The 1,430-nt window shown below is 33.3% G+C and carries 2 protein-coding genes; both read right to left on the reverse strand.

The features are described from left to right. A partial coding sequence (locus QWC74_RS03655) for an IS3 family transposase (protein WP_129821811.1) occupies window positions 1-888 on the reverse strand: 888 nt, incomplete at its 3' end. Next, window positions 843-1,376 (reverse strand): helix-turn-helix domain-containing protein, encoded by a 534-nt coding sequence (locus QWC74_RS03660; protein WP_006784566.1) that lies wholly within the window; start codon window positions 1,374-1,376, stop codon window positions 843-845. The genes QWC74_RS03660 and QWC74_RS03655, both read right to left, overlap by 46 nt. Between the last annotated feature and the right edge of the window lie 54 nt (window positions 1,377-1,430).

Below are 1,430 nucleotides of genomic sequence, written 5' to 3' on the forward strand. Positions count from 1 at the left end.
AGCAGCCAATTGGCTGGTATGAATTCGGTATTGAACTGGACTCATGCCAGCCAATTTTCTTTTGATTCGTTTATGATTATAGTAGTCAATATATTCTTCAATTGCTTCTTTTAGCTCCTCATATGTTTTGAATGTTTTACCATAATATTTTTCTTGTTTAAGAATCCCGAAGAAATTTTCCATAGGAGAATGATCTAAACAGTTTCCTTTACGAGACATACTTTGAAATATGTTATTCTGTTTTAATGTTTGAACCCATTGTCTATGTTGATAGTGCCAACCTTGATCAGAATGAATCGTTGTTCGATATTTAGCTTGTTCAAGAATTGGAAGAACTTGATATAATGATTCCATGACAAAGTTTAAATCAGGTTTATGGCTAATTGAAAAAGATAAAATTTCACCCGTTGCCATATCCATTATAGGGCTCAAATATAATTTCTTTCCTTCTTGTGTTTTAAACTCCGTCACATCTGTTGTTAACTTTTGATAAGGATACGGTGTATTAAAACGGCGATTAATTCGATTCTTAGCCACTGTTCCAACAGTCCCTTTGTATGAGCGATATTGACGTGATTTACGACCAAACTTGACACACATTATCCCAAGCTTTTTCATGAGACGATATACTTTTTTATGATTGATTCTAATTCCTCTATTATAAAGCTCATCTTGAATTCGACGATAGCCGTAAGTCTCATCACTCTCTTTAAAAATAATTAAAATCAGCTCTTCAAGCTCTTGATCAGGATTTACTTGTTTCATCTTATTGACCCAATAGTGATAGGTTGATTTAGGAAACTTTGTGACCTTTAAAATGTCACTTAATTTAAAATTAGCCGTTAATTCTTGGATGATTCTTGTTTCGATTTGATTCTTTGGCTCCATGGCGTAATTCCATGGGCGTGACACTTTTTTAAGTATTCATTCTCGATTCTCAATAATTTAAGTTCTTCTTCTAATTGTTGTTCACGAGTTAAAGTTTTTGGTTGTTTAGATGCTTTTAATTTAGTCATAGGATTTTGAGGCCTTCCTTTCGATTTAAAGAATGCCTCTGCACCGTCTTTTAGAAAGTCTGCCTTCCAATTGGCAATCGTTCCTATCTCTGATAATCCAAAATGGATAGCAGTTTGACTATATGAAGCACCTGTTGTTTTCATATCGTTTAATACATTTAATTTAAATTCTCCAGTATATTCTTGTTTTTCTTTTCGTTGAACTCCACTTCTTCCAGTTTGTTTATATTGTCTAACCCACGTTTCAATTTGTGATTTACTTGGTATGTGATATTTTTTAGCGAGCAAACGGTAACCTAAAGTTCCCTGCAAATACTCGTTAACAACATGCAACTTAAATTCTGAGCTATATTTAGCCATAGAAAAACACCCCTAACATTAGATTTTTAAGTCTAACATTTGGGGTGCACTACA

It is taken from the genome of uncultured Turicibacter sp., from assembly GCF_938044715.1.
GTDB lineage: Bacteria > Bacillota_I > Bacilli_A > MOL361 > Turicibacteraceae > Turicibacter > Turicibacter sanguinis.

Excerpts from the sequence above, each read along its gene's own strand:
- QWC74_RS03660 (WP_006784566.1), bottom strand. The coding sequence starts at position 1,376 with ATGGCTAAATATAGCTCAGAATTTAAGTTGCATGTTGTTAACGAGTAT.